Raw genomic sequence first — 25,759 nt, forward strand, 5'->3', positions numbered from 1 at the left:
TGTACGCCGGGCGGCGGTACCGTCCCGCTCCGTGATCGAGCTGCGGGACGTCACCAAGCGCTACCCGGCGTCGGGGCGTCCGGCGCTCGACCGGGTGAGTGCGACGGTCGGGGCCGGCGAGTTCGTGTTCCTCATCGGACCCTCCGGATCGGGCAAGTCCACCCTGCTGCGCCTGCTCCTGCGCGAGGACGTGCCCACCGGCGGCTCGATCACGATCGACGGCCTGGACGTCGCCCGGCTGCCGCGGCGGCGCGTCCCGAGGCTGCGCCAGCGGATCGGCTGCGTCTTCCAGGACTTCCGGCTGCTGCCCAAGCGCACCGTCGCGGGCAACGTCGCGTTCGCACTGGAGGTACTGGGGCGGCGCCCGTCGGAGATCCGGGTCGCGGTCCCCGAGCTGCTGGAGATGGTGGGCCTGCAGGGCAAGGCCGAACGGATGCCGCACGAGCTGTCCGGTGGGGAGCAGCAGCGCGTCGCGATCGCGCGGGCGTCGGTGAACCGGCCGCCGCTGCTGCTCGCCGACGAGCCCACCGGCAACCTCGACCCCGAGACGAGCCGGGAGATCATGCAGGTCCTCGAACGCATCAACCGCGGCGGCACGACCGTGCTGATGGCCACCCACGACGACTCCATCGTGGACGCCATGCGGCGCCGGGTGATCGAGCTGGCCGACGGTCGGGTGCTGCGCGACGAGGCCCGCGCGGTGTACGGGGCGGGCCGGTAGATGCGCCCCGCCCTGCTGTCCCGCGAGGTCTCCTCGGGCCTGCGCCGCAACGTCACCATGACCGTGGCGATGGTGCTCACCACCGCCGTCACCCTCATGTCGGTCGGCGCCGGGCTGCTGGTCCTGCGCACGATCGACGACATCTCCGCGCTCTACACCGACCGGCTCGAGATCCAGGTGGCGCTGACCCCGGACGTGTCGGAGACCGACCAGGACTGCTCCGGCCCGACGTGCGCGTCGCTGCGCGCCGCGCTGGCGTCCGCGCCGGGGGTCGGGCAGGTGGGCTTCGAGTCCCAGCAGCAGGCCTGGACCCGCTTCCGGGAGCTGTTCGCCGGGCAGTCGGTCGCCGACGTCGCCCGGCCCCAGTCCCTGCCCGCCACGCTGCGGGTGACGCTGACCGACCAGCAGGCCGGGGCCGCGGCCGCACGCGCCGCCGTCGAGGGACGGCCGGGCGTGCGCGGGGTGATCGACCAGCGCGACGTCGTCGGCACGCTGTTCGACTTCCTCGACGGCGTGCGGAACGTGGCGTTCGCGCTCGCCGTCGTGCAGGCGCTGGCCGCGATCCTGCTGATCTCCAACACCGTGCAGGTCTCGGCGTTCACCCGGCGCACCGAGGTCGGCGTCATGCGGCTGGTCGGGGCGACCCGGTGGACCACGCAGCTGCCGTTCCTGGTCGAGGCGGCGATCGCCGGTGCCGCCGGCGGGGCGCTGGCCGGGATCGGGCTGGTCGCGGCGAAGTACGCGGTGGTCGACGACCTGTTCGCCGCGATCGGGCAGGCCGGGGTGATCCCGCCGGTGCGGATCACCGACGTGCTGGTCGTCTCGGCGCTGCTGGTGCCGGCCGGGGCGCTCGTCGCCGGGGTGACCGGCTACGTCACGCTGCGGGCGTACGTGAAGGTGTGAACGCCGCGGCGTGGTCGCGGGTGAACCCCTCCAGGGTGCGGGCCGGGCGTCCGGTGAGCCGGGCGACGGCGTCGTCGACCCGGGCGGCCTCGCCGCGGGCGTAGTGGGCGTAGTCCTCGACGAGCCCGGCCGCCTGCCAGGGCGGCAGCAGACCGTCGAGGGCGGCGGCGAACGCGTGCGGCTCGACGTCGTCGAACGCGACGGGCGAGCCGGTCGCGGCGCTCAGCGCGGCCGCGATCTCCGGGTGGGTGACCGCGCGCGGCCCGGTCAGGTCGTGCACGGCGCCGTCGTCGCCCGCCCCGGTCAGGACGGCCGCGGCCGCGCCGGCGATGTCGCGCACGTCGACCGCGCTGACCGCGGCGTCGCCGATCGGGGCCCCGAAGCGCCCGGTGGCCGCGACCTGCCCGGCGAAGGCCAGCAGGCCCTGCAGGAACAGGTTGGGCCGCAGCACCACGTGCCCGGTCCCCAGCCCGCGCACGTGCCGCTCGACCGCGGCGTGCCAGCGCAGGAACCGCACCGGGGAGTCCTCCCGCGCGGCGAGCTGCGACAGCAGCACGAGCCGCCCGGTCCCGGCGGCGGCCGCGGCGTCGGCGACGGCGCACTGGGTCGCCGCCGCGTCCGGGGCCGACGGCGAGTTGAGGAAGGCCGCGTCCACCCCGTCCAGCGCCGCGGCGACGGCCGCGGGGTCCCGCAGGTCGCCCCGCACGACCTCGGCGCCGTGGCCCGCGGGCAGGCGGGCCGGGTCGCGGACCAGCGCCCGCACGGCGGCGCCCCGCTCGAGCAGGGCGGGCAGCAGTGCGCGGCCGACGCCGCCGGTCGCACCGGTCAGAAGGACCGTCGTCATGTCGTCTCCCGAGATCGTCGAACCAGGACGAGAGCAGTGCTCTCGTCCTGAGTCTGCGCCGGGAGGGCCCGGAATGCAAGAGCAGTGCTCTCGCCGGATACCGGTGGCGCGGCGCGGGTAGGCTGGACGTGTGAAGGAACAGGGCCGGAAGGTGATCGCGCAGAACCGCCGTGCCCGGCACGACTACGCCATCCTGGAGGAGTTCGAGGCCGGGGTCGCGCTCAAGGGGACCGAGGTGAAGAGCCTCCGTCTGGGCCGGGCGTCGCTGACCGACGCCTTCGCCACCATCGACGACGGCGAGATCTTCCTGCGCAACCTGCACATCCCGGAGTACGTGCGCGGCAGCTGGACCAACCACGAGCCGCGCCGCACCCGCAAGCTGCTGCTGCACCGCGGGGAGATCGACCGGCTGATGGGCAAGACCCGCGAGGGCGGGCTCACGCTCGTCCCGCTGTCGCTGTACTTCAACGACGGCAAGGTCAAGTGCGAGCTCGCGCTGGCGAAGGGCAAGAAGGACTACGACAAGCGACGCGATCTCGCGAAGAAGGACGCGCAGAAGGAGATCGCCCGCGCCGTCGGCCGCGCCGCGAAGGGGCGGGCCCGCGACCTGCGCGGCTGACCGGGCGCCCGCCTAGGGTGGGGCCGTGGATCTCCCCGCGCCACCGGTCGACGACGCCGACGTCCCCCGCTTCACCGCCGAGCTGGACCTGCCCGGCCTGGTCGACGTGCACGTCCACTTCCTCCCGCAGCGCATGCTGGACAAGGTCTGGGCCTACTTCGACGCGGCCGGCACCCACTACGGCACCGAGTGGCCGGTGCGGTACCGGCTGCCCGAGCAGGAGCGTCTCGCGGCCCTGGAACGCCTCGGCGTGCTGCGCTTCGCCCCGCTGACCTACCCGCACAAGCCCGGGATGGGGGAGTGGCTCACCGGCTGGGCCGGGGAGTTCGCCGACGCGCACCCGCGCGCCGTGCGCACCGCGACCCTCTATCCCGAACCGTCCGTCGTGGACTACCTCGGCCGGGCCGTCGAGCAGGGCGCGCGGGTGGTCAAGGTGCACGTCCAGGTCGGCGGCTTCGACCCCCGCGACCCGCTGCTGCGCGACGCCTGGGGCCTGCTCGCCGACGCGGGCGTCCCGTCGGTCGTGCACTGCGGCGACGGCCCGATCCCCGGCGAGCACACCGGGCTCGGCGTGTTCGCCGAGGTGCTGCGGGCCCACCCGCGGCTCCCGGTCGTCCTCGCCCACGCCGGGATGCCCGACTTCCGCGGTGCGCTGGAGCTGCTGGAGCGCCACCCGAACGTCGTGCTGGACACCACGATGGTCGGCACCGGCTTCTCGCAGCGGATGGCGCCGCTGCCCCCGGACTGGCCCGCGCGGCTGGCCGAGCACCCCGGCCGGGTCGTGCTCGGCACGGACTTCCCCAACATCCCCTACGCCTACGCCGAGCAGCTCGCCGCGATCGCCGGCTGGGCGGCGGCCGAGCCGCGCCTGGGCCGGTCGTTCCTGCGCTCGGTCCTGCACGACGCCCCGGCCGCCCTGCTCGGCGTCGACACCGCCGAGACCCCCGCCGACTCCCCGAGGAGCTCCTGAATGGTCAGCCCGCAGCACGACCCGACCGGCGGCGCCGCCCCGGACGAGCCCGTCGACATCGCCCTCTACGGCGCCACCGGCTTCGTCGGCGGGCTGCTGGCCCGGTACCTGGCCGAGCACGCCCCGCCCGGGGTGCGCATCGCGCTGGCCGGGCGCTCGGAGGCCAGGCTGGCCGCCGCGCGGGCCGCGCTGCCCGGGCGGGCCCGGGAGTGGCCGCTGATCGTCGCCGACGCCGCCGACCCGGCCGCGACCGACCGGCTCGCCGCCGCTGCGCGGGTCGTGCTCACCACCGTCGGCCCCTACGCCCGCTACGGCCTCGGGCTCGTCGAGTCCTGCGCGAAGGCCGGTACGCACTACGCCGACCTGACCGGCGAGGTGCTGTTCGTGCGCGAGGCGATCGACCGCTTCCACGCCGTCGCGCAGGCCTCCGGGGCGCGCATCGTGCACTCCTGCGGCTACGACTCGGTGCCCTCGGACCTGGGGGTCTGGCTGGTCCACCGGGCGGCCGAGGCCGACGGCTCGGGCGGGCTCACCGAGGTCCGCACGGTCGCGACGATGCGCGGCGGCGTCTCCGGAGGGACGATCGACTCGCTGCGCGGGCAGCTGGACACCGTCCGCGGCGACCGCGACGCCCGGCGGGTGGCCGCCCGCCCGCACTCGCTGAGCCCGGACCCGTCGGCCGAGCCGACGCCGTCGCAGCCGGCCGACGCCGGACCGCCCGCCCGGCTGCCCGACGGCACCTGGACCGCGCCGTTCGTCATGGCGTCCTACAACACCCGGATCGTGCGCCGCTCCAACGCGCTGCTCGACCACGCCTACGGCCGCGGCCTGCGCTACGGCGAGCTGCAGGGCTGCGGGCGCGGCCCGGGCGGTGCGGTGGCCGCGGCCGCGGTCACCGGTGGCCTCGGCGCGCTGGTGGGGGCGTTCATGGTGCCGCCGCTGCGCCCGCTGCTCGACCGGGTGCTGCCGGCGCCGGGCACCGGGCCCTCGGAGCGGACCCGCGAGCGCGGCTGGTTCCGGATGGACGTGCGCGCCGAGACCGGGTCGGGCCGCCGCTACCGGGCGCGGGTCTCGGGGCCGGGCGACCCCGGCTACGCGGCCACCGCGGTGATGCTGGGCGAGGCCGGGCTGGCGCTGGCGCTGGGCGGCTCGGCGCTGCCCGACCGCGCGGGCTGCCTCACCCCGGCCACCGCGCTGGGCGACGTGCTGGTCGACCGCCTGCGCGCGGCCGGGCACGTCTACGAGGTCCACGCCGACTGACACGCCGCCGCGGAACCGGAATGATCCGGACCGCCCGGGGCGTTATGCTGGTCGTCCGCGCGGAGCGACCGCGCGGGTCGAGGGGGTGAACGGTTTCGACTCCGATCGTCGATCGAGGTGAAGCGTGCCGAGGAAGGCGACGATGATCTCGTTAACCATGCGTCGCAAAAAAATAAGTGCCGACAACAGTCGCACTGCCCAGAGCGCTTACGCGCTCGCTGCCTGATCACCAGGTAGGGGCTGTCGGGCCGGAGGCGTCCCCGCTCCGGTTCCCGGCATCATCTCGGGGACTCACCCTGCGGCCCGGCCGCGGAGTCGCAGGGGACATCTCACAGCGGCTGGGATCGTCACACCGGCTCGTCCGCGTGACCGGTGGATCCGAGCAGAGACAGAGCGGACTGCGCACGGAGAAGCCCTCGTGAACCGACGGAGGACCCGGGTTCGATTCCCGGCACCTCCACCCCACGCCGAACGGCCCCGCCCCGACCCCGGGACGGGGCCGTTCGGCTGTCCGGGCGGTGATCATTGCATGGTGAAACTGTGCATTGCTAACGTCGTCGGTGGGAGTGATGCCGATGACCGCCGTGACCGACCCCGTCCCCACCTACCCGATGGCCCGCGGGTGCCCGTTCGACCCGCCCGCCGAGCTCGCCGGGATCCGCGAGGAGTCCGCCGGGGTGACCCGCGTCCGGATCTGGGACGGCAGCACGCCGTGGCTGGTCACCCGCTACGACGACGTGCGCGCCGCACTGGCCGACCCGCGGCTGTCCGCCGACGCCGACCGCGACGGCTACCCGGCCGCCTCCCGCGCGCGCCGGGCCCGCTCGGCCGGGCGGCGCCGCAGCTTCATCATGATGGACGACCCCGAGCACGCCCGGTACCGGCGGATGCTCGTCGGCGAGTTCACCGTGCGGCGCATCGAGCGTCTGCGTCCGCTGGTGGAGCGCACCGTCACCGAGCTGCTCGACGCGATGGCGGCCGGGGAGAACCCGACCGACCTCGTGCAGGCCTTCGCGCTGCCGCTGCCGTCGCTGGTCATCTGCCACCTGCTCGGCGTCCCCTACGCCGACCACGCGTTCTTCGAGGGGCGCAGCCGGGTCCTGGTCGACCTGACCTCGGGCGAGCAGGCCGCGGCGGCCGCGTCGGACGAGCTGCAGGACTACCTCGCCGGGCTCGTCCGGGTCCGCCGCGCCGCGCCGCGCGACGACCTGCTCGGCGCGCTCGCCGACCGCGTCGGGGCCGGTGAGCTGACCGAGGACGAGGCGAGCGCCTCGGCGCTGCTGCTGCTCGTCGCCGGGCACGAGACGACCGCGAACATGATCGCGCTCGGCACGCTGACCCTGCTGCACCGGCCCGACCAGCTCGGCGTCGTCCGCGACGGCGACGACGCGCAGGTCCGGGCCGCGGTCGAGGAGCTGCTGCGGGTGCTCACGGTGACCCACACCGGGCGGCGCCGGGTCGCCACCGAGGACCTGGAGCTGGGCGGGGTCACGATCCGGGCCGGCGAGGGCGTCGTGCTCGCCGCCGAGACGGCCAACCGCGACCCGCGCCAGTGGGAGCACCCCGACGAGGTCGACGTGGCCCGCGGGACCAACCGGCACGTCGCGTTCGGGTTCGGCGTGCACCAGTGCCTGGGGCAGCCGCTGGCCCGTCTGGAGCTGCAGATCGCCCACCCGGCGCTGCTGCGGCGCTTCCCGGACCTGCGGGTCACCGTGCCGGACTCGCAGATCGCCTTCCGCGACGAGATGGCGGTCTACGGCGTGCACGCCCTGCCGGTGGCATTCTGATGGCCATGCGCGTGACCGTGGACAAGGACCTCTGCATCGGGGCCGGACAGTGCGTCGTGACCGCCCCCGACGTGTTCGACCAGGACGACGACGGCATCGTCGAGCTGCTGACCGACTCGCCGGCCGAGAGCGACCGCGACGCCGTCAAGGAGGCCGAGCACGTCTGCCCGGCTCGGGTCATCCTCGTCGAGGAGTGACCGGGGCGCTCAGGCGGCGCCGACGCCGATGAGCATCCCCACCAGGTACGTGGCGCCCGCCGCGATCGCGCCGAACGCCAGCTGGCGCAGCGCGGCGGCCCACCACGACCGGGCGGTGAAACGCGAGGTCAGCGCCCCGGCGACGAGCAGTCCCACGCCGCCGACGGCCAGGCCGAGCGCCAGCGAGCCGTAGCCGAGCAGGAACGTGACCAGCGGGACGATCCCGCCGGTCACGAACGCCACGAACGACGACGCCGCCGCCACCCACGGCGACGGCTGGTCGTCCAGGCTCACGCCCAGCTCCTGGCTGACGTGCATCCGCAGCGCCAGCTCCGGGTCGCGGTGCACCTCGCGGGCGACCGCGGCCGCGGTGTCGGTGGTGAGCCCCATCCCCCGGAACCGGGCGGCCAGCTCGTGCTCCTCGGCCCGCGGGTGCAGCGCCAGCTCCCGCCGCTCGACGGCGGCCTCGGCGTGCACGGCGTCGTTCTGGGTGCCGACCGAGGCGAACTCGCCCAGCGCCATCGAGAACGCGCCGGCGACGACCCCGGCCAGGCCGGTCAGCACGATCAGGTCGCGGTCCGCGCCCCCGCCGCCGACGCCGGCGATCAGCGCGATCGTGGTCACCAGGCCGTCCATCGCGCCGAACGTGGCGGCGCGCAGCCAGCCGCCGGAGACGTCGCGGTGGGCGTGGTCGTGGTGGTGCTCGGCGAGCTCCGCCTCCAGCTCGGGATCGTTCACGCACGCAAGGGTAGGGCGGTCCGGCTCGCCGCGCGGGGCGTCCCGGGCGGCCCGACACTGGGCCGATGGCATCCGACTCCGGCGACGCGCCGCTGTGGCTGTTCGCCGACCAGCTCGGCCCGCACGTCTGGGACACCGAGGAGCACGCCGGCCGCGAGGTGGTGATCGTCGAGTCCGGCCGCGCGCTCGGGCGGCGGCGCCACCACCGCCAGAAGCTGCACCTGGTGCTGTCCGGGATGCGCCACCTGGCCGAGGAGCTGGGTGACCGGGCCACCTACCTGCGCACCGGCACCTACCGGGAGGCGCTGGAGAAGGTCGGGCGCCCGGTGGTGGTGCACCAGCCGACGTCGTTCCCCGCCTCGGACATGGTGCGCCGCTTCCGGTCCGAGGGCCTGGTCGCCGAGATCCGCCCGACACCGACCTTCGCGCTGTCGAAGGAGGACTTCGACGCGTGGGCGGGCGACCGCGAGACGTTCCGGATGGAGGAGTTCTACCGCGCCCAGCGCGAGCGGTTCGAGATCCTCATGGACGGCGACGCGCCCGTCGGGGGGAAGTGGAACTACGACCACGACAACCGCGAGTCCCCGCCGAAGGGCGCCGACACCCTCGGCGTGACCGGCCCGTGGACCCCGCGCGAGGACGCGGTCGACGAGAAGGTCCGCGCCGACCTCGACGCCTCCGGCTACCCGATGGTCGGCAACGACGGCCCGCGCCGCTTCGCCGTCACCCACGACGAGGCCACCAGGGCCCTGCGGCACTTCGTGGAGCACCGCCTCGACGCGTTCGGCCCGTACGAGGACGCCGTGCTCGCGAAGGACCCGACGATGGCGCACTCGCTGCTGTCGGTCCCGCTGAACCTCGGTGCGCTGCATCCGCTGGAGGCGGTGCGCGCCGCGGAGCAGGCCCACCGCGACGGCACCGCGCGGCTGTCCAGCGTGGAGGGCTTCGTCCGCCAGGTCATCGGCTGGCGCGAGTACGTCTGGCAGCTGTACTGGCGGTTCGGGCGCGGCTACACCCGGCGCAACCACCTGCGGGCCCGCACGCCGCTGCCCGAGTGGTGGACCGACCTCGACGCCGGCGCCGTCACCGCGAACTGCCTGTCCCACGTGCTCGCCGGGGTGCGCGACCACGGCTGGACCCACCACATCCCGCGGCTGATGATCCTCGGCAACCACGCCATGCAGCGCGGCTACCGGCCCGGCGAGCTCAACGACTGGTTCTCCTCGGCGTTCGTCGACGGCTTCGCCTGGGTCATGCCCGCCAACGTGATCGGCATGAGCCAGCACGCCGACGGCGGCCGGATGGCGACCAAGCCGTACGCCTCCGGCGGCGCCTACATCGACCGCATGACCGACTTCTGCTCCGGCTGCGCGTTCGACCCGAAGGTGCGCGTGGGGGACAAGGCCTGCCCGTTCACCGCCGGCTACTGGCAGTTCGTGCACCGCCACGAGGAGCTGATGGCGGCCAACAACCGCACCGCCCGCGCCGTCGCGACCATGAAGCGGCTCAGGGACCTGGAGCCGCTGCTGGAGCAGGAGTCGGCCCGCGAGGAGTTCTGAGCGCGACCGGGTGACGCCGGGCGCCGGTGGTGCTCGCTAGGCTCTCCGGCCGTGACCGCCGCCCGCCCGCTCGACGTGCTGGGCACCGTGCTGCGGCTGGGGCTCGCCGCGGTCTGGCTCGTGTCGGGCGTGGTGAAGCTGTCCGAGCCGTTCACCACGTCGGTCGCCGTCGCCGCGTACCGGGTGCTGCCGGACGCGCTGGTCACCCCGGTCGCGCTGGTGCTGCCGCCGGTGGAGGTCGCGCTCGGCCTGCTGCTGCTCGCCGGGTTCGCCACCCGGCTCGCCGCCGTGGTGGGGGCGCTGCTGGTCGCGGCGTTCGTGGCCGGGCTGGTGCAGGCGTGGGCGCGCGGGCTGGCCATCGACTGCGGCTGCTTCGGCGGCGGCGGGCCGGTCGACCCCGACGACACCCGCTACGGCCTGTCCCTGCTGCGCGACCTGGCGTTCCTGGCGGCCGCGGTGTTCCTCGCCGTCCGCCCGCGCACGCTGTGCGCGCTCGACCGGCGCCGGGCCGCGACCCGGGACGACGCGGCACACGACGACGCGGCACACGACGACCACGACCGGCCCGTGCCGGTGGACGCGACGGAGGAGCACTGATGGGACAGCGTGAGCGCGAGCGCCGCGAGGCCGCGCAGGCCCGGCTGCAGGCGGCCGGGATCACCCCGCCCCGCACCTCGGGCGGGACGGGCCGCATCCTCGCGATCGGCGCGGTGGTGCTGGTCCTCGCCCTGGCCACGGGCGTCTACGTGCTGTGGGAGAACTACCGCAGCGAGACGGCGGCGACCTACGCGGTGGCCCGCGACGGCGTCGTCGTGCGGGCGGGGGACCAGGCCGCGCCGGTCACCGTCGACGTGTACGAGGACTACCTCTGCCCGACCTGCAAGCAGTTCGAGAACTACTACGCCTCCGACCTCACCGCCGCGGTGAACGCGAAGAAGGCGAAGGTCGACTACCACCACATCGTCATCCTCGACGAGCGCTCGACCCCGCCGGGGTACTCGACCCGGGCCGCCAACGCCGCGCTCTGCGCCGCCGACGCCGGGATCTTCCCCGAGTACCACGCGCGGCTCTACGCCGACCAGCCCGCCGAGGGCTCCGCGGGGAAGTCGGTGCAGGAGCTGATCGCGCTCGGCACCGAGCTGAAGGCGACCGGCGACTTCGCCGGCTGCGTCACCCGCCAGGCGAACAGCCAGGCGATCGCGGACGCGACGAAGGCCGCCGTGGCCGACCCGGCCGTCTCCCCGGGCGGCCGCTTCGGCACCCCGACCGTGCTGGTGAACGGGGTCAAGATGGATCTGAGCAACGGGGACTGGCTGTCCCGCGTGACCGGCTGACCGGGCCGGGCGCCGCGACGGTCAGCCGCGGCAGGAACCACTGCACGAGCGGGCCGACGGCCAGCGCGTAGGCCACCGTCACCACGCCGAACACGCCGCCGAGCGCCCACCCGACGAGCACCACGGTCACCTCGATCGCGGTCCGCACCAGCCGCACCGACAGGCCGGTGCGGGCCGCGAGACCGGTCATCAGCCCGTCGCGCGGGCCGGGGCCCAGCCCGACCCCGATGTAGGCCGCCGTCGCCGCCGCGTTGAGCACGATCCCGGCGACGGCGTAGCCCACCCGCAGCCACGGCGCCTCCGGGGCGGGCAGCACGGCGAGCGCGAGGTCGACGGTGGCCCCGATGACGACGACGTTGGCCAGGGTCCCCAGCCCGGGCCGCTCGCGCAGCGGGATCCACAGCAGCAGCACCCCGGCCGCCACCAGCACCGTCACCGCGCCGACCGACAGCCCGGCCCGGCCCGCGACGCCCTGGTGGAACACGTCCCAGGGCATCGAGCCGAGGCCCGCACGCATCATCAGCGCCATGGACACCGCGTAGCCGACGAGGCCGGTCACGAGCTGGGTGAGCCGCCGCGGCCGCCGCGTCATGCGCAGCGACCAGCGGGAGGAGTCGATCGTCACGATGTGGCATGCTGCCCGCACCGGTGGCCTGCTGTCACCGGTCCAATGCGGGAGAAGTGGACTGCAGATGGCGCAGGGGATCTCGGCGGTCCGGCTGGCCGGGCTGTGCGGCGACGTCCGCGACGGCCGCGGGCCCGCCTACCGTGCGCTCGCCGACGCCGTGCGCGTGCTCACCGCCGACGGGCGGCTGCCGTCGGGCACCCGGCTGCCCGCGGAACGCGCGCTGGCCGAGGCGCTGGGGGTCAGCCGGGTCACCGTCGCCCGCGCGTACCGCGACCTGCGCGACGAGGGCTGGGCCGACGCACGCCACGGCGCCGGGACCTGGGTGCGGCTGCCCGGGGGCAGCGGCGGGGTCGACGGGGTGTGGGCCCCGGGCCCGGTCGACGGCGGCGTGATCGACCTGGCCCACGCGGCCCCGGCCGCGCCCGCGGAGCTGGCCGTGCTGGCCCGGCGCGCGCTGGACCGGGGGACGGCCGAGCTGGCCGGGCACGGCTACGGGCCCGAGGGCCTGCCCGCGCTGCGGGCCGCGATCGCGGACCGGTTCACCGCCCGCGGGGTGCCGACGGGACCGGAGAACGTGGTCGTCACCGGCGGGGCGCTGCACGCGATCGGGATCGCCGTCGCCGAGCTCGCCGGGGCCGGGGACCGGGTGCTGGTCGAGCACCCGACCTATCCGTCGGCGCTCGACGTCGTCGCCGACGCGGGGGCCGTCGCCGTCCCCGTCTCGGCCGGCGACGACGCCCCGCCGCAGACGGTGCTGCCGCGGGCGGCCCGCCAGACCGCGGCCCGGGTCGCGTACGTCATGGCCGACTTCCAGAACCCCACCGGCCGGCTGCTCGACGACGACGCCCGCGCCCGTCTCGTGCAGCGTCTCGCCCGGCAGGGCACGGTCGCGCTGGTCGACGAGACCTTCGCCGAGCTGGACCTGCGCGCCGGCGCCGCGTCCCCGGCGCCGTGCGCGGCGCACGCCGCCGGCGAGGACGACGTCGTGACCGTCGGCGGGCTCAGCAAGATCGTGTGGGGCGGGCTGCGGATCGGGTGGATCCGGGCCGGTCGCGGGCCCGCCGCCCGGATGCGACGGCGGGTGGCCCGCGCCCAGCTGGGGCTGCCGGTCCTCGAGCAGCTCGTCGCCGTCGAGGTGCTGGAGCGGATCGGGGCGCTGCGCGCCGAGCGGGTCGCGGTGCTGCGGTCCCGGCGCGACCGGCTGGCCGCCGAGCTCGCGCGGACCCTGCCGGGCTGGCGCTTCCGGGTGCCCGACGGCGGCCTCGCCCTGTGGTGCGACCTGGGCTCGCACTCGTCCACCGCGCTGACCGCCGCCGCGCCCCGGCACGGCCTGGTGCTGGCGCCGGGCCCCCGGTTCGGGGCCGGGCACGCGTTCACCGACCGGCTGCGGGTGCCGTTCACCCATCCCGAGCCGGTGCTGGCCGAGGCGGTGCGGCGGCTGGCCCGCACGGTGGACGACGTGCACGGCCCGGGTGTCCCGGCCGGCCCGGGCGGGGCCGACCCGGCCACCCGGGCCGGCGTCGTCGTCTGACCGGGGTCTACAGGACCAGGTCCAGCAGCAGCACTAGCACCAGGCCGCTCACCGAGATGACCGTCTCCATGATCGACCAGGTCTTGATGTTCTGGCCGACGGTCAGCCCGAAGTACTCCTTGACCAGCCAGAACCCGGCGTCGTTGACGTGGGAGAAGAACAGCGAGCCCGCGCCGATCGCCAGCACCAGCAGCGAGGTCTGGGTCGGGTCCAGGGTCGGCAGCAGCGGCACCAGGATGCCCGCCGCGGTGACCGTCGCGACCGTCGCCGAGCCGGTGGCGAGCCGGATGGCCACGGCCACGAGCCAGCCCAGCAGCAGCGCCGACAGGCCGGCGCCGGTGGCCCAGCCGGCGATCATCGCCCCGATGCCGGTGTCGACCAGGGTCTGCTTGAACCCGCCGCCGGCGGCGACGATCAGCACGATCCCCGCGATGGCGGGCAGCGAGCGCTCCAGCGACCCCATGATCCCGGTGCGGGTCATCCCGGAGCCCGCTCCGAGGGTGCCCATCGCGACCAGGACCGACAGCAGCAGCGCCACCAGCGGGGTGCCGACGAAGTCCAGCGCGGCGCGGACCGGGTGGCCCTCGGCGAACGAGATGTCCCCGACGGCCTTGCCCATCATCAGCACGACCGGCAGCAGCACGGTCGCCAGGGCGGCGCCGAACCCGGGCCGCCGGGTGGGGCCGCCGTCGGCCGCCGGGCCGGACCCGGTGCCGGCGTCGGTGCTGCCGCTGTCGGTGCTGCTGCCGGTGCCGTCGGTGGTGCCCCCCGCGGCGCCCGCGGCGGCACCGGCGGGGACCCGGGACTCGAACAGCGCGGGCGGGCCGACGTCGACCCAGCGGGCCGCGAGCCGGGCGAACACCGGACCGGCGAGCACGATCACCGGGACCGCGACGACCACGCCCAGGACCAGGGTGATGCCCAGGTCGGCGTCGAGGATGCCGATCGCGGCGAGCGGACCCGGGTGCGGCGGCACCAGCCCGTGCATCGCCGAGAGCCCGGCCAGCGCCGGGATCCCGACGGCGATCAGCGACACCTGGGCCCGGCGGGCGACCAGGAAGATCACCGGCATCAGGATGACCAGGCCGATCTCGAAGAACATCGGCAGCCCGATCAGGGCGCCGACGCCGGCCATCGCCCACGGCAGCGTGCGCGGCCCGGACCGGGAGACGATCGTGTCGACCAGCCGGTCCGCGCCGCCGGAGTCGGCGAGCAGCTTGCCGAACATGGCGCCCAGCGCGATCAGCGTGCCGACGCTCGCCGCGGTGGAGCCGAAGCCGTCGGTGAACGCCTCGACGGCGTCGCCCATCGACATCCCGGCGACACCGGCGACCAGCAGCGAGCCGATGGTCAGGGCGAGGAACGGGTGCAGCGAGAACCGGGTGATCAGCAGGACCAGCGCGACGATGCCGACCAGGGCGGCGGTGAGCAGCCGGCCGGAACCCGCGACGGGCTGGGCCTGCTCGGCGGCGAGCAGGACGGGGCCGGAGACCAGGAGGTGGGTCATCGCGCGCACACCTCCGGCCCGGTCGCGGCGGCCGTGGCACCGGCGACGAGCTCGTCGACCGGGCGGCGGATGTCCAGGGTCGCGCCCGCCTCGTCGGCGGTGAGCGGCTCGAGGGTGTCGAGCTGGGAGTCCAGCAGCGCCGGCGGCATGAAGTGCCCGGAGCGGCCGGTGATGCGCTCGCCGAGGACGGTGCGGTCGCCGCACAGGTGCACGAAGACGGTCGCGGGGGCGTGGCTGCGCAGCCGGTCGCGGTAGGCGCGGCGCAGGGCCGAGCAGGCGACGACCAGGCCGGTGCCGGCGTGCCCGGCCAGCTCGGCGCCCACGGCGTCGAGCCAGGGGCGGCGGTCGTCGTCGGTCAGCGGGACGCCGCTCTCCATCTTCGCGACGTTGGCCGCCGGGTGCAGGCCGTCGGCGTCGGTGAACGGGACGCCCAGTGCGTCGGCGAGGGCGGCCCCGACGGTGGACTTCCCGGAGCCGGACACCCCCATCACGACGACGAGCGGGTGGGGTGACGCCGGTGGCGTCCCGGGCTGGTGCGTCACTGCATCGGCTCCTCACGGTGTGGCGGCATCGGCACGCGAGCCGTGGGTACCCGGCCCGCTGTGGGCTCCAGAGTCGGCTATAAGTACTACTTTTACAAGACCGGATCGGTACAGATACGTTGATTGAGCGGTCGGTGCGTCACGGATGGCACGATTCGACCGTGGCGGGCGCAGCGGAGGGTTCGGGACTGCACGCGGACGTGCTGGACCGGCTCGGTGCGGCGATCGCCGCCGGGGAGATCGCGCCGGGTGAGGTCCTGCGGGCCGACGAGCTCGTCGGCCGCTACGGCGTCTCGCGCACCGTCGTGCGCGAGGCGGTCCGGGTGCTCGAGTCGATGGGCCTGGTCCGCAGCCGGCGACGGGTCGGGACGACCGTCGCGCCCCGCGGGCAGTGGAACGTGCACGACCCGCGGGTCATCCGCTGGCGGCTCGACGGCCCCGGCCGCGACGCCCAGCTCCGATCGCTGTCGGAGCTGCGGGGCGGGGTCGAGCCGCTGGCCGCGGAGCTGGCGGCGGCGCGCGCCACCCCCGAGCAGTGCGGCGAGCTGGTCGGTGCGGTGATGGACATGACGGTGCACGGGCGCTCGGGCGACCTGCTCGCGTACCTGGACGCCGACGTGCGCTTCCACCGCACGCTGCTCGCCGCGTCGGGGAACGAGATGGTCGCGGCGCTCGGCGACGTCGTCGCCGAGGTGCTGGCCGGTCGCACCCGTCACCACCTGATGCCCCGGCGTCCGGAGCCGGACGCGATCCGGCTGCACCGCGACGTCGCCGACGCCGTCCGGTCCGGCGACCCGGAGGCGGCCGGAGCGGCGATGCGGGCGATCCTCGCGGAGGCCGACGCGGCCATGCGCGCCGGCGCGACGGGGCCGGCCGGGCCCGCCGATCCCCGATTGTGATGATCCGGCTGATTCGGGCGTAGCGATCAGTTGTCCGCGACCGATTCCCTCAGGGCTGTCCAGGAGGGCGGTGGCTGTGGCACCGTGCCGCAGAACTGGGCTGAAAGAGTGAGTTGATCTCGCAATGTCCGTGCGGCGGGTGACCGAAGAACTGCAGCGCCTCGGGATGTCGGGCTACGAGGCGAAGGCCTACGTGGCCCTGGTCGGGGCCGGTGAGCCGTTGAACGGCTACGAGGTGGCCAAGCGCTCGGCGGTGCCGCGCAGCACCGTCTACGAGACGCTCGGCAAGCTGGTGGGCCGCGGTGCGGCGTTCGAGGTCCGTACCGCCGAGGGTGTCGGCTACGTCCCGCTGCCGCCGGCGACGCTGCTGGAGCGGATGCGCCGCGACTTCGACCGCACCCTCGGGATCCTGGAGAACGAGATGCCGCGCCTGATGGCGCCGTCCCAGATCCGGCTCGTGCACTCGCTGACCGAGCGCCGGATGCTGCTGGAGCGGGCCGAGGACGTCGCCGCCGCCGCGCGCTCCGAGCTCTACGTGCTCGGCTGGCCGGAGGACGTCCAGCCCCTGCGCTCCACGATCCGGCGGGCCGAGGAGCACGGTGTCGACGTCGCCACGGTCGTCTTCGGACCCGACGACGACCCGATCGGCTGGTTCACCGAGCACCGCTTCTCCGCGCCCGAGGTGGTGGAGGACAACCTCGGGCGGCGGATGCTCGTCGTGGTCGCCGACCGGGACCAGGCGGTGATCGGCGGGATGACCGAGGACAAGACCTGGGGGATGTACACCGACGACCCGGCCGCCGTGCAGCTCGCGCACCTCTACGTCCGGCTCGACATCGCGATGCACCGGGTGGCGGACCGCTTCGGCACCGACGGCTTCGAGGAGTTCTGGGCGGGCGACCCGGGGCTGCAGCGGCTGCGGGAGCCGGTCGGCGACCCGGTCCGCGGCGAGCACGGCGACGTGCACGGCGGCACGGACGACGGCGGGCACGGCGGCGGGCACGGCGGCACGGTCGGCGGCGGGCGCGGCCCCACGGACGGGACCGGGGACGGCGGGCGGAGCCGGGCGGTCTGACCGGCCCGCCGCCGTCGCCCGGGGGGTCAGCCGGCCGGCACCTGGTCCGGCCGCCTGCCGCCGAGGTGACGGCCGAAGAAGTCCAGGACGATCCGGGCCCGCTGGACCCGGTGGCGCGGCGAGCCGTCGCGGGACAGGCCGTGGCTCTCCTCGGGGAACCGCCAGTACTCGACCGGGCGCCCCAGCAGCCGCAGCGCGACGAACAGCGCGTCGGCCTGCTCGACGGGGCAGCGCAGGTCGTTCTCCGAGTGCAGCAGCAGCATCGGCACGGTGATGCCGCGCACGTGGTGCAGCGGCGACATCCGGCGGTACTCCTGCGGGGCGTCGAGCCACGAGGTGCCCAGCTCGTGGCGGAACCAGCCCGCCGCGTCCGAGCTCCAGTCCAGCGACTCCAGGTTGTTGACCGCCCGCTCGCTGCAGGCGGCCGCGAACCGGTCGGAGTGGTGGGCGGCCAGCCACGAGGTGAGGTAGCCGCCGTAGGACCCGCCGAGGACGCCGACGCGCTCGCGGTCGAGCTGGTCGTAGGCGTCGAGCGCGGCGTCGAGGGCGGCGAGCACGTCGTCGGCGTCGACGCCGCCCCAGCCGGTGCCGGGCGCGGTGGTGGCCAGCGGGCTGCGGATCGCCCGTGCCCAGGCCTCGGTGGACCCGGTGGAGCCGTGCGGGTTGCACCAGACGACGGCGTAGCCCGCGCCCGCCCACAGCCGGAACTCGTCGAACCAGGCGTCGGAGTACTGCGTCATCGGGCCGCCGTGGATCGACAGCAGCACCGGGATCCGGCCACCCGCGCCGGCCGCCGGCTCGTCGGGCAGCAGCACCCAGGTGTCGATGTCGCCGTCCCCGGCCGGGGAGGGGACGGCCAGTCGCACCGGGCTGCGCCCGGGCCCGACGGCGTCGTGGAACGGTTCGGTCAGCGACGTGAGCCGGCGCAGCGACGGCTCGCCGTCACCCTCGTCGACGACGTGCAGCTCCGCGAGGTGGTCGTGGTCGGTGACCAGGACGGCGGTGGTCCCGCCGGCGCGGTCCACCGCGGACACCGCCCGCCGGCCGGTCAGCACCGGCTCGGCGCCGCCGCCCTCGACGGGCACCCGGTACAGGTGGACACCGCCGCCGTCCTCGCAGGACACGAGCAGCCGACCGTCGTCCCAGATCGGGGGGCGCGCACCCGGGAACGGCCGCCAGGTCCGGTCGAGCCCCGTGGCGAGCACCTCCTCCCGGCCGGTCGCGACGTCGACCAGCGCCGGCGACGCGTGCGCGGGGACGGCCACGTGGTCGTCGGAGGCGAGGGTGGCCAGGCGTGCCCCGTCCGGGGACCAGGACGGGTGGGTGTGGGAGCGCCCGCTCGCGGTCAGCAGCCGCGGCTCCCCGCCGCCCGCGGCGTCCACCAGGTAGATCCGCGAGGTCTCGTACAGGTCCCAGTCCGGCTCCCGGTCCGCGACGACGGCGAGCGACCGCCCGTCCGGCGACCACGCGGGCGCGGAGTGCTCGTACGGCCCGCCCGCGACGACGACCGGCTCCCCGCCCCCGGCGTCGACCACGAACACCGACGACGGCCGGTCGATGATCCAGCCCTCGCCGTCGAGCCGGCTGAACAGCCGGTCGATCCGGCGCGGCTCGCGCGCCCGCTCGTCGTCGCCGGTGGCGTGGCGGGCCGTCCGCTCCCGGGAGACGAACGCGAGCCGGCGCCCGTCCGGTGACCACACCGGCTCGGAGATCCCCTCGTCCCGCTCGCACACCACCACCGGCTCGCCGGGGACGCCGACCGGCAGGACCCGCAGGCGCGACCCGCCGCCGTCGCGGCCCGAGACGACGGCGAGCGACGTCCCGTCCGGCGACCAGACGGGGGAGGAGTCGCCGTGCTCGGAGCCGGTGAGCCGGCGCGGCGGCCCGCTGCCGTCGGCCGGGGTGATCCAGATCGCGGAGCGGTAGCGGTTGGCGGGCAGGTCGACGCGGCGGAGCGCGAACGCGATCGTGCTGCCGTCGGGGGAGACCGCGGGGGTGCCGAGGGAGACCAGTCGTCCGATGTCAGAGGGTTGCACGGGGCCCGACGCTAGGGGGCGGCGCCGGGAGGGGCACCCCCCTTTCCGGCCCGGAAACCGGCCCGTGTAGTGTTCTTCATGTCGCAAGGGGCTGTGGCGCAGCTGGTAGCGCACTTGACTGGCAGTCAAGGGGTCAGGGGTTCGAATCCCCTCAGCTCCACCCTTCTTCATCAGGCCAGGACTTCGGTCCTGGCCTTTTCTCTTGCCTGGATGTAGCCGTGCCGAGTGACTTTCCGAGTGTCTGTCGCTTCCCTCGGGGCCCGACCGGTGAGCAGTGGCCGGTTCTCCTGCTGAAGCGCCGCACGCAGTCGACCGCGGAGTAGATCCCACCGGCTGTCCCGGCGAGATGCTCGACCGGGACCGGGAGGCCCGCGGTCGCGGCGAGGTCCCGGCGATGGTGCCGCCCGTCGAGACGGGCCGGCGCGCCTCGTCCGTGCTGTGGACTCCGGACTCGTGGCGGTGGTGTGCCGGGATCCACGAGCAGCGCCCGATCACCTCCGGCGGACGGACGAGATCTCGATCACCCGAGGGGCGGTCGCAGTTCCCGGCACTACCCGTACCGGGAATCCCCAGCGTGCAGCGCCCGCCCCCCGTCGGGAGGGTCCCCCGCGCCGATCTTCGCGATAGGCTCCCGCAGGCCACGACCTGTCCCGAGGGCGGGGGCCGGGGGCCTCTTGTGACGCACTCGTGACTGCGCGTCCGGCCTTCCGGCATTACCTTCCGAAAGGCCCGCGACCAGCGCGAGCGTCGACGCTCGTGAGATCGAGGAGAGTGCATGAGCGACAGCCCAGAGCCGTCGGGACCGGCGATGCGGATCGGTGTGGCCGCGGAGTCCGAGCCCGAGACGCGCGTCGCGATGAGCCCGGAGACGGTCGCCAAGGTCGTCGGCCTGGGCTACGCCGTCGCCGTCGAGTCCGGTGCCGGCGCGCACGCCGGCTTCACCGACGAGGCCTACTCCGAGGCCGGTGCCGACGTCGTCGAGGGCCCGGTGTGGGACAGCGACGTCGTCGTCACGATCAACGCCCCCCGGCCCGAGGAGATCGGGAAGCTGCGCGAGGGCACGGTGCTGATCTCCATGCTCGCGCCGCGGTTCGAGGAGGAGCGCACGGCCGCGCTCGCCGCGCAGGGCGTCACCGCGCTGTCGATGGACGCCGTGCCGCGCATCTCGCGCGCCCAGTCGATGGACGTGCTGTCCTCGATGGCCAACATCGCGGGCTACCGCGCGGTGATCGAGGCCGCGCACGCGTTCGGCCGCTTCCTCACCGGCCAGGTCACCGCCGCGGGCAAGGTCCCGCCGGCGAAGGTGCTGGTCGCGGGGGCCGGCGTCGCCGGGCTCGCCGCCATCGCGACGGCGAACAGCCTGGGCGCGGTCGTGCGGGCCACCGACCCGCGCGCCGAGGTCGCCGACCAGGTCAAGTCCCTCGGCGGCGAGTACCTGGCGGTCGAGGTGGAGCAGGAGGCCTCCACCGACGGCTACGCCAAGGCGACCTCCGCCGACTACGACCAGCGGGCCGCGGAGATCTACTCCGAGCAGGCCGCCGCCTGCGACATCATCATCACCACCGCGCTCATCCCGGGGCGCCCGGCGCCGAAGCTCATCACCGCGGCCGACGTCGCGTCGATGCGGCCGGGCAGCGTCGTCGTCGACATGGCGGCCTCGCAGGGCGGCAACGTCGAGGGCTCGAAGGCCGGCGAGGTCGTCGTCACCGACCACGGCGTCACCGTCATCGGTTACACCGACCTCGCCGCCCGCCTGCCCGCGCAGGCCTCGCAGCTCTACGGCACCAACGTGCTGAACCTGCTCAAGCTGATGACCCCGGAGAAGGACGGGCGCCTCGCGCTCGACCTGGAGGACACCGTCGTGCGCGGCATCACCACCGCGCACGGGGGCGAGACGCTCTGGCCGCCGCCCGAGGTCAAGGTCAGCGCGGCGCCCGCCGCGCAGCCGGCCGAGAAACAGGCGCCGGAGAAGGAACCGGAGAAGGAGCGCTCGCCGTACGCGGGCCTCGCCGCCGGCGTGCTCGGCGCGGTCGCACTGTTCCTGATCACGGCGTTCGCCCCGGCCGAGCTGGCCGGGCACCTCACGGTGTTCGTGCTCGCGATCGTGATCGGTTTCTACGTCATCGGCAACGTGCACCACGCGCTGCACACGCCGCTGATGTCGGTCACCAACGCGATCTCCGGGATCATCGTCGTCGGCGCCATCCTGCAGGTCGGCACCGGCGGCGACGCCCTGGTCATCGGGCTCGCCGCGGTCGCGGTGCTGCTCGCCGCCATCAACATCGTCGGTGGCTTCGCGGTGACCCGCCGCATGCTGCAGATGTTCACGAGGAGCTGACCCGTGCAGACGTGGACCACCGCGGCCTACCTCATCGCCGCGATCCTGTTCGTGACCAGCCTCGCGGGGCTGTCCAAGCACGAGACCGCCAAGTCGGGCGTGCTGTTCGGCATCGCCGGCATGACGATCGCGCTGGTCGCCACCGCGGTCGTCGCCCTCGGGGCGGCGTCCGGGCTGGGCGTCGCGCTGCTGATCGTCGCCGTCGTCGTCGGTGCGGCCATCGGGCTCTGGCGGGCCCGGGTCGTCGAGATGACCGGCATGCCCGAGCTCATCGCGCTGATGCACAGCTTCGTCGGTCTCGCCGCCGTGCTGGTCGGCTGGAACGGCTTCCTGGAGGTCGAGGCCGGGCACCTGGTGCTGGAGGGCTCGCTGCTGAGCATCCACCACGCCGAGGTCGCCGTCGGCGTCTTCATCGGTGCGGTCACCTTCACCGGTTCGGTCGTCGCGTACCTCAAGCTCTCGGCGAAGATCAAGTCCGCGCCGCTGACGCTGCCCGGCAAGAACGCGCTGAACCTCGGCGCGCTGCTGGTGTTCGCGGTGCTGACGGTCTACTTCGTCATCGCGCCGCAGGTGTGGATCCTGGCGGTGCTGACCGTCGTCGCGCTGCTGCTGGGCCTGCACCTGGTCGCCTCGATCGGCGGCGGGGACATGCCGGTCGTGGTGTCGATGCTGAACTCCTACTCCGGCTGGGCGGCCGCCGCGGCGGGCTTCCTGTTGGGCAACGACCTGCTGATCATCACCGGCGCGCTCGTCGGCTCCTCCGGTGCCTACCTGTCCTACATCATGTGCAAGGCGATGAACCGGTCGTTCATCTCCGTCATCGCCGGTGGGTTCGGGGCGACCTCGTCGGCGGCCGCCGACGTCGAGGGCGAGCACCGCGAGATCGACGCCGACGGCGTCGCCGAACTGCTCGCGAACGCCGACAGCGTCGTCATCACCCCGGGCTACGGCATGGCCGTCGCCCAGGCGCAGTACCCGGTCGCCGAGCTGACCCGCACCCTGCGCGACGCCGGGGTGGAGGTCCGCTTCGGCGTCCACCCGGTCGCGGGCCGGCTGCCCGGGCACATGAACGTGCTGCTCGCCGAGGCCCAGGTGCCCTACGACATCGTCCTGGAGATGGACGAGATCAACGACGACCTCGCCGAGACCGACGTCGTCCTGGTCATCGGGGCCAACGACACGGTCAACCCGGCCGCGTCGGAGGACCCGGGCTCGCCCATCGCCGGCATGCCGGTGCTGCGGGTGTGGGAGGCCAAGGACGTGATCGTGTTCAAGCGGTCGATGGCCCCCGGCTACGCGGGCGTGCAGAACCCGCTGTTCTTCCGGGAGAACACCCAGATGCTCTTCGGCGACGCCAAGGAGCGCGTGCAGGACATCCTCGCCGCCACCAAGAGCCTCGCGAAGTCGGGCTGACCCGGACGACTTCACCCGGGCGGGGCGCAGGTGTTACCGAGGTGACTCCTGCGCTCCGCCTGTCCGGAACATCCGGTGGGCACCCTGTGACGATGAGTGAGAGCAGCGCACAGCACGCGAACCCGTCCTGGCCGCATCCCGAGAGCGAGGCCGCCCGCCACGACGGCCGCTACACGCCCGTCGCCCGCACCGGGCAGCGTGGGCACCGTCCGGAGGACCCGGCCGCCGCGATGCGGGACTGACCCGCACCGCACACCCGGTCCGGTACGGACCGGGCCCGATCCGCCACCACCGGTCGCCGTCACCCGCCCTCGGGCGTGGGGTGCGGCGACCTCGTCGTTTCCGGGGTCGTTCCCGGGGGCCGTGCCGCTCAGCTACCGGGCCGCTCCGGGACGCACAGCCCCGGGCAGCGGCCGAGCGTGCCGTGGAAGGTCACCGTCGTCCCGTCGGGGCCGGGCTCGACCCGCACGTCCTCGGCGACGGCCTCGATCATGCCGATGCCGCGGCCGCGGTACCCCGGGTCCTCGGGCGGGTCGCGCCACCGCCCGTGGTCGGAGACCTCCATGCGCACCCGCAGGCCGTCCGCGTCGCCGCGCAGCGTCACCGTCCCGTCGGGCCCCGAGGCGCCGTAGGCGTGCTCGATGCTGTTCGACACGGCCTCGTTCACCGCGAGCACGAGGTCCTGCACCGTCGGGCACTGCCGGTCGGTCCCGCACAGCGACGCCAGCCAGCGGCCCGCCTCCCGGCGGGAACGGCCCGCCGCGCCGGGGTCGGCGGGGAGCTCGAGGTGCAACGACATACCGGGGCTGTACCCGCCGCACCGCCGTGCAACTCCTCGCAGCGACCGCCGATCGACCCGGCCGGCCGGACCCCCCGGGTTCGACGTGCGGGCCCGCCGCACCCGGCCTACCGTCGGCGGGTGATGGCAGTCGATCATTGCCGGCCGTGGAGACGGCGTGGCTGAGGTGAGCACGTCCGCCGGCGGCGTCGTGGACGAGCGCGTCGACGTCGCGCTGCCCGACGGGCCGGGCGAGGACCGTACGACCGGTGGCAGCGTCGCGACCGACGAGTACGCCCACCTCGACGCGCCGCTGCGCGCGCTCGCGGCCGCGGCCGCCGACGACCCGGCACGCGCCCGGCTGCGCGACGAGCTGGCCGCCGGCTTCCACCCCGTGGTGCGTCACATCGCGGGCCGCTACCGGCACCGCGGCGAACCCGTCGACGACCTGGAGCAGGTCGGCGCGATCGGGCTGCTGAACGCGCTCGACCGGTTCGACCCCGGCCAGGGCACCCCGTTCCTGGCCTACGCCGTGCCCACGATCACCGGCGAGATCCGCCGCTACTTCCGCGACCGGACCTGGTCGATGCGGGTGCCGCGCCGGCTCAAGGACATCCAGAGCCGGATGGCGCGCGCCCAGGAGGAACTCGCCTCCCGGCACGGCCGCGCCCCGAAGGTCTCCGAGCTGGCCGAGCACCTCGGCATCGGCCGCGAGGAGGTCATCGAGGGGCTGCAGGCGCAGGACTCCTACCGCTCGGACTCGCTGGACCAGATGGTCGGTGACACCGACAACCCGCTCGGTGAGATCGTCGGCGGCATCGACGCCGGACTGGACACCGTGGAGGCGCGCGAGTCGCTGCGGCCCGCGCTGCGCCGCCTCCCGGAGCGGGAGCGGACCATCCTGATGCTGCGGTTCTTCGGCAACCAAACCCAGACCCAGATCGCCGCGCAGGTGGGCCTGTCCCAGATGCACGTCTCGCGGCTGCTGGCCCGCACGCTGGTCACCCTGCGCGGCTACCTCGCCGACGACGAGCCGGAGCGCGCCGGCGTCCCCGACGCCAGCTGAGCCGGCTACGACGTCCGGGCGACGTCCGCGGGCCCGGGGTGCTCCGTCCGGGGCACGACGTGTGCCGGAGGGCGTGCGGTGGTCCCCGCGGTGTTTCCGGTGCCCTCTCCCGGGGCACCCTCCCGTGTTCCGCGCACGTCACCGTCCGTTCACGGCGGCGTCGCGCCCAGTACGCCGCGAGACCGTCGTCGTGACCCCTGTACGGCCTGCCCGGCCGGTGCCCCGGCACCCGCCGGTGACCTGTCGTGCCCGGGACACGACGGCAGGAGAAGAGGATCCGTGTCCCTGCAGCAGAAGATGCCCGCCGTCACCACCACCGGCGCCAAGCGCGACCGCAAGGAGGCCAAGCGCACGCTGGCCGCGACCGCGGAGCGCGTCGAGCTCGCCGCCGCCCGTGCCGAGCAGGCCGCCGCCCGGGTGCAGCGCGCTGCCCTGATCGCCGCCGAGGCCGCCGGCACCGTGACCGTCGGCGAGAGCGCCGGGCGCCCCGGCGACGCCGGATCCGGCGCGAAGGCCGGGAAGAAGGCGGCGAAGAAGGCCGCGGGGAAGAAGGCCGCGGGGAAGGACCGCCGCGCGGCCGTGAAGGCGGCGAAGAAGGAGACCGCCGCGGCCCGCCGCGCGGAGGAGAAGGAGGCCGAGAAGGCCGTCCGCGCCGCGAGGAAGGCGGAGAAGAAGGCGAAGGCCCGCGCCGACGCCCAGCGCGCCGAGCAGGAGAAGGCGGCGAAGGCCGAGCGGAAGGCGGCCAGGAAGGCCAGGGCCGCCCGCCAGGAGAAGGTCGCCCGGCGCGACGCGGCGGACAAGGCCGAGAAGAAGGCCCGGAAGCTGGCGGAGCAGCAGGTCGTCGCGGAGCAGCCGGGTACCGGTGTCGGGACTCCGGAGACCACGCCGGCCGAGCGCGAGGCGCGCCGCCGCGATGCCGAGCAGGAGGCCGCCAGGCTCGCCGCGGCCGCCGAGCACAAGGCCGGGGCCGACCGTCCGGCCGAGGTGCACCACACCAACGGCGTCCGGGCCTGA

Annotated in this window: 25 protein-coding genes, 1 tRNA gene and 1 other RNA gene; 20 read left to right on the forward strand and 7 right to left on the reverse strand. The window is 74.9% G+C overall.

The window, feature by feature from the left end:
* Nucleotides 1-31: 31 nt before the first annotated feature.
* Together ftsE and ftsX are read left to right on the forward strand one after the other, a co-directional pair.
* Entirely contained in the window at nucleotides 32-721 is a 690-nt protein-coding gene (ftsE, locus tag WJX68_RS06240; protein WP_340286914.1) for a cell division ATP-binding protein FtsE, read from the forward strand.
* On the forward strand, nucleotides 722-1,624 hold the full coding sequence (ftsX, locus tag WJX68_RS06245; RefSeq protein ID WP_340286916.1) for a permease-like cell division protein FtsX: 903 nt from the start codon (nucleotides 722-724) through the stop codon (nucleotides 1,622-1,624).
* On the opposite strand, the gene WJX68_RS06250 is transcribed toward ftsX, so the two are convergent.
* A complete protein-coding gene (locus WJX68_RS06250; RefSeq protein ID WP_340286918.1) occupies nucleotides 1,596-2,468 on the reverse strand; it encodes an NmrA family NAD(P)-binding protein in 873 nt (290 codons plus the stop codon). The two genes, ftsX and WJX68_RS06250, sit on opposite strands and share 29 nt — an antisense overlap.
* A 130-nt stretch (nucleotides 2,469-2,598) precedes the next feature.
* Between WJX68_RS06250 and smpB the strand changes: the two genes are divergently transcribed.
* The 6 genes from smpB to WJX68_RS06280 all read left to right on the forward strand — a co-directional run bounded on the left by smpB (nucleotide 2,599) and on the right by WJX68_RS06280 (nucleotide 7,301).
* A complete protein-coding gene (smpB, locus tag WJX68_RS06255) occupies nucleotides 2,599-3,087 on the forward strand; it encodes an SsrA-binding protein SmpB (RefSeq protein ID WP_340286920.1) in 489 nt (162 codons plus the stop codon).
* Between the two features lie 25 nt (nucleotides 3,088-3,112).
* Entirely contained in the window at nucleotides 3,113-4,057 is a 945-nt protein-coding gene (locus WJX68_RS06260) for an amidohydrolase family protein (RefSeq protein ID WP_340286922.1), read from the forward strand.
* Nucleotides 4,058-5,317, forward strand: a complete 1,260-nt coding sequence (locus WJX68_RS06265; RefSeq protein WP_340286924.1) for a saccharopine dehydrogenase family protein — start codon at nucleotides 4,058-4,060, stop codon at nucleotides 5,315-5,317.
* 81 nt (nucleotides 5,318-5,398) lie between these two features.
* Nucleotides 5,399-5,780: a transfer-messenger RNA gene (gene ssrA, locus WJX68_RS06270) on the forward strand.
* Between the two features lie 112 nt (nucleotides 5,781-5,892).
* The gene (locus tag WJX68_RS06275) at nucleotides 5,893-7,104 is read left to right on the forward strand and encodes a cytochrome P450 (protein ID WP_340286925.1); all 1,212 of its coding nucleotides are present in this window, start codon (nucleotides 5,893-5,895) and stop codon (nucleotides 7,102-7,104) included.
* Between the two features lie 5 nt (nucleotides 7,105-7,109).
* A complete protein-coding gene (locus WJX68_RS06280) occupies nucleotides 7,110-7,301 on the forward strand; it encodes a ferredoxin (RefSeq protein ID WP_340286927.1) in 192 nt (63 codons plus the stop codon).
* Nucleotides 7,302-7,310: 9 nt separating this feature from the next.
* On the opposite strand, the gene WJX68_RS06285 is transcribed toward WJX68_RS06280, so the two are convergent.
* Nucleotides 7,311-8,039, reverse strand: coding sequence for a VIT1/CCC1 transporter family protein (locus WJX68_RS06285; RefSeq protein WP_340286929.1), 729 nt, complete (start codon nucleotides 8,037-8,039; stop codon nucleotides 7,311-7,313).
* Nucleotides 8,040-8,104: 65 nt separating this feature from the next.
* Here WJX68_RS06285 and WJX68_RS06290 point away from each other — a divergent pair, with 65 nt between their 5' ends.
* Genes WJX68_RS06290 through WJX68_RS06300 form a run of 3 tightly spaced genes read left to right on the forward strand, consistent with a single transcriptional unit; the run spans nucleotide 8,105 to nucleotide 10,932 of the window.
* The gene (locus WJX68_RS06290; RefSeq protein WP_340286931.1) at nucleotides 8,105-9,598 is read left to right on the forward strand and encodes a cryptochrome/photolyase family protein; all 1,494 of its coding nucleotides are present in this window, start codon (nucleotides 8,105-8,107) and stop codon (nucleotides 9,596-9,598) included.
* A 51-nt stretch (nucleotides 9,599-9,649) separates the two neighbouring features.
* Nucleotides 9,650-10,195 carry a MauE/DoxX family redox-associated membrane protein gene (locus WJX68_RS06295; RefSeq protein ID WP_340286933.1) on the forward strand — a complete coding sequence of 182 codons (546 nt, stop codon included), beginning with the start codon at nucleotides 9,650-9,652 and terminating at the stop codon, nucleotides 10,193-10,195.
* On the forward strand, nucleotides 10,195-10,932 hold the full coding sequence (locus WJX68_RS06300) for a DsbA family protein (RefSeq protein ID WP_340286935.1): 738 nt from the start codon (nucleotides 10,195-10,197) through the stop codon (nucleotides 10,930-10,932). The genes WJX68_RS06295 and WJX68_RS06300 overlap by 1 nt, the downstream gene beginning before the upstream one ends.
* Here WJX68_RS06300 and yczE read toward each other — a convergent pair.
* On the reverse strand, nucleotides 10,883-11,524 hold the full coding sequence (yczE, locus tag WJX68_RS06305; protein WP_340287244.1) for a membrane protein YczE: 642 nt from the start codon (nucleotides 11,522-11,524) through the stop codon (nucleotides 10,883-10,885). The genes WJX68_RS06300 and yczE overlap by 50 nt on opposite strands.
* Nucleotides 11,525-11,624: 100 nt before the next feature.
* Between yczE and yczR the strand changes: the two genes are divergently transcribed.
* On the forward strand, nucleotides 11,625-13,091 hold the full coding sequence (gene yczR / locus WJX68_RS06310; RefSeq protein ID WP_340286937.1) for a MocR-like transcription factor YczR: 1,467 nt from the start codon (nucleotides 11,625-11,627) through the stop codon (nucleotides 13,089-13,091).
* Between the two features lie 7 nt (nucleotides 13,092-13,098).
* Here yczR and WJX68_RS06315 read toward each other — a convergent pair whose 3' ends face one another.
* Nucleotides 13,099-14,598: a GntT/GntP/DsdX family permease gene (locus WJX68_RS06315; protein WP_340286939.1), complete on the reverse strand. Its 1,500-nt coding sequence runs from the start codon at nucleotides 14,596-14,598 to the stop codon at nucleotides 13,099-13,101.
* On the reverse strand, nucleotides 14,595-15,140 hold the full coding sequence (locus WJX68_RS06320; RefSeq protein ID WP_340286940.1) for a gluconokinase: 546 nt from the start codon (nucleotides 15,138-15,140) through the stop codon (nucleotides 14,595-14,597). The genes WJX68_RS06315 and WJX68_RS06320 overlap by 4 nt, the downstream gene beginning before the upstream one ends.
* A 161-nt stretch (nucleotides 15,141-15,301) precedes the next feature.
* On the opposite strand from WJX68_RS06320, the gene WJX68_RS06325 reads away from it, so the two are divergent.
* Together WJX68_RS06325 and WJX68_RS06330 are read left to right on the forward strand one after the other, a co-directional pair.
* Nucleotides 15,302-16,039 (forward strand): FadR/GntR family transcriptional regulator, encoded by a 738-nt coding sequence (locus WJX68_RS06325; RefSeq protein ID WP_340286942.1) that lies wholly within the window; start codon nucleotides 15,302-15,304, stop codon nucleotides 16,037-16,039.
* A gap of 139 nt (nucleotides 16,040-16,178) precedes the next feature.
* Nucleotides 16,179-17,114 carry a TrmB family transcriptional regulator gene (locus WJX68_RS06330; protein WP_340286944.1) on the forward strand — a complete coding sequence of 312 codons (936 nt, stop codon included), beginning with the start codon at nucleotides 16,179-16,181 and terminating at the stop codon, nucleotides 17,112-17,114.
* Between the two features lie 26 nt (nucleotides 17,115-17,140).
* Here WJX68_RS06330 and WJX68_RS06335 read toward each other — a convergent pair whose 3' ends face one another.
* Entirely contained in the window at nucleotides 17,141-19,150 is a 2,010-nt protein-coding gene (locus WJX68_RS06335) for a S9 family peptidase (RefSeq protein WP_340286945.1), read from the reverse strand.
* An 87-nt stretch (nucleotides 19,151-19,237) separates the two neighbouring features.
* On the opposite strand from WJX68_RS06335, the gene WJX68_RS06340 reads away from it, so the two are divergent.
* From WJX68_RS06340 to WJX68_RS06355, 4 genes are all read left to right on the forward strand, one after another.
* Nucleotides 19,238-19,310: transfer RNA gene (locus tag WJX68_RS06340), tRNA-Ala, on the forward strand.
* A 615-nt stretch (nucleotides 19,311-19,925) separates the two neighbouring features.
* Nucleotides 19,926-21,488: a Re/Si-specific NAD(P)(+) transhydrogenase subunit alpha gene (locus WJX68_RS06345; RefSeq protein WP_340286947.1), complete on the forward strand. Its 1,563-nt coding sequence runs from the start codon at nucleotides 19,926-19,928 to the stop codon at nucleotides 21,486-21,488.
* A gap of 3 nt (nucleotides 21,489-21,491) precedes the next feature.
* Entirely contained in the window at nucleotides 21,492-22,901 is a 1,410-nt protein-coding gene (pntB, locus tag WJX68_RS06350; protein ID WP_340286949.1) for a Re/Si-specific NAD(P)(+) transhydrogenase subunit beta, read from the forward strand.
* 92 nt (nucleotides 22,902-22,993) lie between these two features.
* Nucleotides 22,994-23,143, forward strand: coding sequence for a hypothetical protein (locus tag WJX68_RS06355; RefSeq protein ID WP_340286951.1), 150 nt, complete (start codon nucleotides 22,994-22,996; stop codon nucleotides 23,141-23,143).
* Between the two features lie 128 nt (nucleotides 23,144-23,271).
* Here the strand turns inward: WJX68_RS06355 and WJX68_RS06360 are convergent, their stop codons facing one another.
* Entirely contained in the window at nucleotides 23,272-23,700 is a 429-nt protein-coding gene (locus WJX68_RS06360) for an ATP-binding protein (RefSeq protein WP_340286953.1), read from the reverse strand.
* Between the two features lie 214 nt (nucleotides 23,701-23,914).
* Here WJX68_RS06360 and WJX68_RS06365 point away from each other — a divergent pair, with 214 nt between their 5' ends.
* Together WJX68_RS06365 and WJX68_RS06370 are read left to right on the forward strand one after the other, a co-directional pair.
* Nucleotides 23,915-24,745 (forward strand): RNA polymerase sigma factor SigF, encoded by an 831-nt coding sequence (locus tag WJX68_RS06365; RefSeq protein ID WP_422785665.1) that lies wholly within the window; start codon nucleotides 23,915-23,917, stop codon nucleotides 24,743-24,745.
* A 279-nt stretch (nucleotides 24,746-25,024) separates the two neighbouring features.
* Nucleotides 25,025-25,759 carry a hypothetical protein gene (locus WJX68_RS06370; RefSeq protein WP_340286957.1) on the forward strand — a complete coding sequence of 245 codons (735 nt, stop codon included), beginning with the start codon at nucleotides 25,025-25,027 and terminating at the stop codon, nucleotides 25,757-25,759.

It is taken from the genome of Pseudonocardia spirodelae (assembly GCF_037727765.1).
Classification (GTDB): domain Bacteria; phylum Actinomycetota; class Actinomycetes; order Mycobacteriales; family Pseudonocardiaceae; genus Pseudonocardia; species Pseudonocardia spirodelae.

Bases quoted from the DNA above. Each gene is read 5' to 3' on its own strand.
- ftsX (WP_340286916.1), top strand. From the start codon at position 722: ATGCGCCCCGCCCTGCTGTCCCGCGAGGTCTCCTCGGGCCTGCGCCGC.
- WJX68_RS06250 (WP_340286918.1), bottom strand. From the start codon at position 2,468: ATGACGACGGTCCTTCTGACCGGTGCGACCGGCGGCGTCGGCCGCGCA.
- WJX68_RS06265 (WP_340286924.1), top strand. From the start codon at position 4,058: ATGGTCAGCCCGCAGCACGACCCGACCGGCGGCGCCGCCCCGGACGAG.
- WJX68_RS06275 (WP_340286925.1), top strand. From the start codon at position 5,893: ATGACCGCCGTGACCGACCCCGTCCCCACCTACCCGATGGCCCGCGGG.
- WJX68_RS06280 (WP_340286927.1), top strand. From the start codon at position 7,110: ATGCGCGTGACCGTGGACAAGGACCTCTGCATCGGGGCCGGACAGTGC.
- WJX68_RS06290 (WP_340286931.1), top strand. From the start codon at position 8,105: ATGGCATCCGACTCCGGCGACGCGCCGCTGTGGCTGTTCGCCGACCAG.
- WJX68_RS06300 (WP_340286935.1), top strand. From the start codon at position 10,195: ATGGGACAGCGTGAGCGCGAGCGCCGCGAGGCCGCGCAGGCCCGGCTG.
- yczE (WP_340287244.1), bottom strand. From the start codon at position 11,524: ATGACGCGGCGGCCGCGGCGGCTCACCCAGCTCGTGACCGGCCTCGTC.
- yczR (WP_340286937.1), top strand. From the start codon at position 11,625: ATGGCGCAGGGGATCTCGGCGGTCCGGCTGGCCGGGCTGTGCGGCGAC.
- WJX68_RS06315 (WP_340286939.1), bottom strand. From the start codon at position 14,598: ATGACCCACCTCCTGGTCTCCGGCCCCGTCCTGCTCGCCGCCGAGCAG.
- WJX68_RS06345 (WP_340286947.1), top strand. From the start codon at position 19,926: ATGAGCGACAGCCCAGAGCCGTCGGGACCGGCGATGCGGATCGGTGTG.
- WJX68_RS06355 (WP_340286951.1), top strand. From the start codon at position 22,994: ATGAGTGAGAGCAGCGCACAGCACGCGAACCCGTCCTGGCCGCATCCC.
- WJX68_RS06360 (WP_340286953.1), bottom strand. From the start codon at position 23,700: ATGTCGTTGCACCTCGAGCTCCCCGCCGACCCCGGCGCGGCGGGCCGT.